Genomic DNA, 4,600 nt, shown 5'->3' on the forward strand with positions numbered 1-4,600 from the left:
GCGCGTCCGCTCCGACGACCCCGATCTTCAGCTACCACGCCAACACCGACGAGGTCGTGCCGGTCGGCCAGCACAACACGCTCGACCGGGCATGGTGCGGCAAGGGAACCAGGATCAAGATCCATCGGGACCTGATCGGCGAGCACGTCGAGGGCGCTGTCGTCTGGGAGACGGCAGCACTGCCGTGGCTGGCGGGACGCTTCCTCGGGATCGCGGCACCCAACGACTGCTGATCGTCGGTGTCGTCAGCTTGTTGATGTGATCGGGCCAGGGAGGATGCCTTCGGCGTCCTCCCTGGCCCGACTCTTGGCCGTGATGGGGGCAGATCCCCAGCTTTACCGCGAACGCTCAGCGCTTCAGTCGTGGCCGACTGTCGACCGGGCGGCACGGCTCAGCACTCGAATCCGCCTCGTAAGAGATCGGCATCGTGAGCAGAGAACCGAAGATGATAAGGTCTCCTTATGGCCGTGGTGGCTGCGTATCACGAAGCGCGACATGAGGAAGAGGTTGCGCGGCTTCGGCGTGCGCTTGCGCTTCGGGCGATGGTGGCGTCCGGGATGAGCCAGCGGGAAATTGCGGCCGAGCTCGGTGTGAGTCAGCCAGCGGTCAGCCAGCAGATGAAGGCGGCGCCGGATCTGGCGCGGATTCACCCCGAAGCTTTGGTCGAGGCGGCTGGGCCGGTCCTCAGGAGTGTTGCTGAGGATGCCGGCTACCGCAGACTCGCGGTCTTCGGCTCGGTGGCTCGTGGCCAGGCGCGGCACGACTCGGACATCGACCTCTTGGTCGAGGCGCCAGCGGGCACGTCGTCGTTCGGGTTCATCCGGTTCAAAAGACTGCTCGAGCAGGTCCTCGGTCGTGGGATCGACCTGGTCGATTACGGCGGTCTGAAGCCTAAGCTCGATGACGATATTCGGCGCGACGCGGTCCTTCTCTGATGGAGGTCAAAGCAGCCAAGGAGTTGTTGCACATTCGGTCCTGGCTCATGCGAATCGACGACATCGTGACGCGCGGCGAGGTGGTGTATCTCGCTGATGACCTTCTGCAAGAGGCGGGCGACTCGCTCATGATGAAGCTCGGCGAGGCTGCGAACAGGTTGTCACGACTCGGCGTTCTGGCGCCCGATGGCGTCGAGTGGGCGCTCGCGGTTGCGAACCGCAATTTCATCATTCACCAGTACGACGAGATCAACCGCGAGTTGACCTGGCTGACGCTTGCGAGCGACCTTCCGGAGTGGAAGGTGTCGTTGCAATTGCTCTTCGATGAGGCCTCGTCGGTGCTCGATGATGCGGTTTGACCAGCGAGGGGCGGCAGGTTGGAGGTGGTGACCACTGCCGCCGCCAGCGACTCCGCGGCTGAGTCCAGGGCATAGGCGAACAGGACGATCGGGCCGAGTCGATCTGGTGCGCGATCCGGAGAGTCTCTCGCGGAGACCGCTGAGCCCGTCAGCAGGCGCCGAGGACTGGGGTACCTTCGGTGCTCGGTGGGTAGGGAACCAGGGTGCCGGTGGAGCGTCCGAGCTAGTCGAGCCTCCAGCCCAAGCGTGTGGTCTGGCGCAGGATGATCGCGGACTCGACCACCTTGACGGGTGCGAGGTCGCGCTGGAGGTGCTCGTGGAGGAGCATGGCGCTCTCGACGGAGCGGGTCCAGGTGCTGGTCAGCAGGTTCGTCGGTCCGGGCAGGCCGACCACCTGTCGTACGCCCGGGGTGGCCCGGAGGCGGCCGCGGCGAGGTCCGTCCAGGAAGCGCGCGGCCTGATCTGGAGCGCGTGGATGAGCGAAAAGTCGTCCTCATCCAGAGTCGCCATGGTCACATCCTCTCTGAACGCTCTGCCGGACGGGCGATTCGGTCCAATTCGCCGCTCGCCGACGTTTGTGCCGCGATACTCGTGCTCGCCCCACGCCTGCCCGAGAGGACCCGAACATGATCCGCCGCTGGACGAAGCGCCTGCCCCTGGCCGTACTCACCGTTCTCGTCGTCGGTGGTGCCGGCTTCTTCACCCTGGCCCCCGGGATCGTGGAGAACGGCCAGAACAAGATCCGTCCGGCCAGCCTGCCGCAGGTGACTCCCGAGACGCGACGGTTGCACGACTCGCTGCAGGTCATCGACATGCACAGCGACACCCTGATGTGGGACCGGGACCTTCTGGAGCACTCCGATCGGGGTCACCTGGACCTGCCTCGCATGGAGGACGGCAACGTCGCGCTGCAGGTCTTCTCGTCGGTGTCGAAGTCGCCCAAGGGGCAGAACTACGACAGCAACACCGGCGACAGCGACAACATCACGCTACTGACCTTCGCCCAGCTCCAACCGCCCCGCACCTGGACGTCGCTGCTCGACCGCTCGCTCCACCACGCCCAGAAGCTCGACAAGGCGGCGGCCGACTCCGACGGCAAGCTGCGGCCGATCCGCACCCGGGCCGACCTGGACGCCCTCATTTCCGACCGTGAGGCCGGAAAGCAGGTCACCGGTGCGCTCTTCTCGGTCGAGGGCCTCCACAACCTCGAGGGAGACTTCGACAACCTGGACAGGCTCTACGACGCCGGGATGCGGATGGCCGGGTTCACCCACTTCTTCGACAACGAGGTGGCCGGTTCCATGCACGGGGTCGACAAGGGCGGTCTCACCGACCTGGGGCGCCGCGTGTTCGCCGAGATGGAGCGTCGCGGCATCATCGTCGACATCGCGCACGCCAGCCACACCGCGGTCGCCGAGATGCTCGCGATGGCCACCGAGCCGGTGGTGCTCAGCCACGGCGGTGTGCAGGCGACCTGCGACGTCAACCGCAACCTGACCGACGACGAGGTCCGTGGGGTCGCCGAGACCGGTGGCGTGGTCGGTGTCGGCTACTGGGATGCCGCGGTGTGCGAGCTGACCGTCGGAGCCGTCGTGGATGCCATCGACCACGTCGTCGAGGTCGGCGGCATCGAGACGGCGGCCCTCGGCAGCGACTACGACGGCGCGACCACCGTCGGCTGGGACACCAGCGACCTCGCCGCCATCACCCAGGAGCTCGTCGACCGAGGCTACGACGAGACCGAGGTGGCCGCGATCATGGGCGGCAACACGCTGCGCGTTCTCAGGGCGACCCTGCCCGAGTAGGTCGGGCACGATGCCGGACCCGGTCAGGTTCCGGCGGTAGGACCGGACGGCCTGGGGTCCGGCGGCGGTGAGGACGTCGACGCGAGAGCCCGCGAGCTTGACGGGGGACCCGGGCGCTGTTCTCAGAGGTTGCTCTCGGCTGGGAACATCAGCGCGGCCGCGGCGCGGACGACGTCATCGACATCCTCGGCAGGGTCGAGGGTGAGCGCATCGGCGGCGAACAGCTGGGCGAACCCGTGGACGAGAGCCCACGCGCCCAGCTGCGCCACGCGGGGAGCGGCCGGCTGGTGGGTCTCGGTGTGCAGTACGGCCCGGGAGAGCGTGGCCCAGGCGCGGTCCCGTGCGGAGGCCAGTGCGGGGTCGTCGCTGTCGACCAGGTCGGGCCGGAACATCACCTCGAAGTGAGCCCGGTGATCGCGGGCGAAGCGTACGTAGACGACACCGAGGTCGGCGATGGCCGGCGACTCCCCGGCCGAGTCCAGCGCATCGGCGAAGAGGCTGAATCCCTCCGCCGCGAGGGCCGTGAAGACTCCCTCCTTGCTACGGAAGTGATAGCGGGGGGCGGCGTGGGTGACGCCCGTACGCCGGGCAAGACCCCGCAGGCTGACGGCGGCCGGTCCCGACTCGCCGATCACCTCGATCGCGGCGTCGAGCACGGCGCGGCGGAGGTCCCCGTGGTGGTAGCTGGGCTGGCTCACGCGGTCGAGCATAGCCCGATTTATCCGTTGACAAGTTTCGTGCCGACTGTGAATCTTTCCAGTGACGAATTCTGCTGTGAAAAGAGGCTCTGATGGCTCCCCTGATGGTGCTGGTGGTGGTCAGCGTGGTTCTGCGGGTGGCGGGCGCCCGCGGTCTGATCTCCGTCCCGACGTGGGGGCATGCGCTGCGAGGAGGCCTGGCCGCGATGTTCCTGATGACGGGCACGGCCCACTTCGTGGGGATGCGCGAGCAGATGATCGCCATGGTCCCGCCCTCGCTGCCCGAGCCCGGGGTGCTGGTGACCGTGACCGGCGTGCTGGAGATCCTCGGGGCGATCGGACTGCTCGTTCGCCGTACGACCCGGGTGGCGGCGATCGCGCTGGCGCTGATGCTGATCGGCATGTTCCCGGCGAACGTCTATGCGGCCACCCATGGCCTCGGGACCGAGTGGCTGGACAACCTCGTGCCGCGCACCGTGCTGCAGATCGTCTTCCTCGCCGCGACCGTCATCGTGGCACGTCGGTTCAGCACCCGTGAGGACCGTGCCGAGACACCGCTGAGCCGGGTGGAGGAGAAGCGGGGCTGAGGTCGTCCGGATCAGCCACACCCACGTCGCCTCGTTCACCGAGACCCGCGCCCGGGTCGGGCCGGCGCAGGCACTCCACGCAGACGGTGCCTAGGAGACTGCTGAACAAAAGGCGCGCCTCCCGTGATCGGCGGGTTGGTCTGAAATCCTGTGGGTATGCAGGGTGAGTCCGATCGGCAGCTTGAACTGCTGGATGTGGAGTCGGTGGCTGGGCAT

7 protein-coding genes are annotated in these 4,600 nt (G+C 67.4%); 5 read left to right on the top strand and 2 right to left on the bottom strand.

Features of this window, described 5'->3' with window-relative positions; translation table 11 throughout:
* The 3 genes from ACRDPS_RS26500 to ACRDPS_RS26510 form a co-directional block, all read left to right on the top strand.
* Positions 1-233: lipase family protein (locus ACRDPS_RS26500; RefSeq protein ID WP_431504662.1), on the top strand; the 233-nt coding region annotated here is incomplete at its 5' end.
* Between the two features lie 228 nt (positions 234-461).
* Complete coding sequence (locus ACRDPS_RS26505) at positions 462-935, top strand: nucleotidyltransferase domain-containing protein (protein ID WP_431504663.1); 474 nt, start codon at positions 462-464, stop codon at positions 933-935.
* Entirely contained in the window at positions 935-1,294 is a 360-nt protein-coding gene (locus ACRDPS_RS26510) for a HepT-like ribonuclease domain-containing protein (RefSeq protein ID WP_431504664.1), read from the top strand. Before ACRDPS_RS26505 ends, ACRDPS_RS26510 begins: the two co-directional genes overlap by 1 nt.
* Positions 1,295-1,517: 223 nt before the next feature.
* Here ACRDPS_RS26510 and ACRDPS_RS26515 read toward each other — a convergent pair whose 3' ends face one another.
* Positions 1,518-1,688: a hypothetical protein gene (locus ACRDPS_RS26515; protein WP_431504665.1), complete on the bottom strand. Its 171-nt coding sequence runs from the start codon at positions 1,686-1,688 to the stop codon at positions 1,518-1,520.
* A gap of 232 nt (positions 1,689-1,920) precedes the next feature.
* Between ACRDPS_RS26515 and ACRDPS_RS26520 the strand changes: the two genes are divergently transcribed.
* Positions 1,921-3,099: a dipeptidase gene (locus tag ACRDPS_RS26520; RefSeq protein WP_431504666.1), complete on the top strand. Its 1,179-nt coding sequence runs from the start codon at positions 1,921-1,923 to the stop codon at positions 3,097-3,099.
* Positions 3,100-3,221: 122 nt separating this feature from the next.
* On the opposite strand, the gene ACRDPS_RS26525 is transcribed toward ACRDPS_RS26520, so the two are convergent.
* The gene (locus ACRDPS_RS26525) at positions 3,222-3,797 is read right to left on the bottom strand and encodes a TetR/AcrR family transcriptional regulator (protein ID WP_431504667.1); all 576 of its coding nucleotides are present in this window, start codon (positions 3,795-3,797) and stop codon (positions 3,222-3,224) included.
* 92 nt (positions 3,798-3,889) lie between these two features.
* Between ACRDPS_RS26525 and ACRDPS_RS26530 the strand changes: the two genes are divergently transcribed.
* On the top strand, positions 3,890-4,384 hold the full coding sequence (locus ACRDPS_RS26530; RefSeq protein WP_431504668.1) for a DoxX family protein: 495 nt from the start codon (positions 3,890-3,892) through the stop codon (positions 4,382-4,384).
* Positions 4,385-4,600 lie beyond the last annotated feature (216 nt).

Origin of the sequence: Nocardioides sp., from assembly GCF_050699375.1 — a bacterium.
GTDB lineage: Bacteria > Actinomycetota > Actinomycetes > Propionibacteriales > Nocardioidaceae > Nocardioides.

What these genes read in the sequence shown, in the direction of transcription:
- ACRDPS_RS26505 (WP_431504663.1), top strand. Translation starts at nt 462, where the DNA reads ATGGCCGTGGTGGCTGCGTATCACGAAGCGCGACATGAGGAAGAGGTT.
- ACRDPS_RS26510 (WP_431504664.1), top strand. Translation starts at nt 935, where the DNA reads ATGGAGGTCAAAGCAGCCAAGGAGTTGTTGCACATTCGGTCCTGGCTC.
- ACRDPS_RS26520 (WP_431504666.1), top strand. Translation starts at nt 1,921, where the DNA reads ATGATCCGCCGCTGGACGAAGCGCCTGCCCCTGGCCGTACTCACCGTT.
- ACRDPS_RS26530 (WP_431504668.1), top strand. Translation starts at nt 3,890, where the DNA reads ATGGCTCCCCTGATGGTGCTGGTGGTGGTCAGCGTGGTTCTGCGGGTG.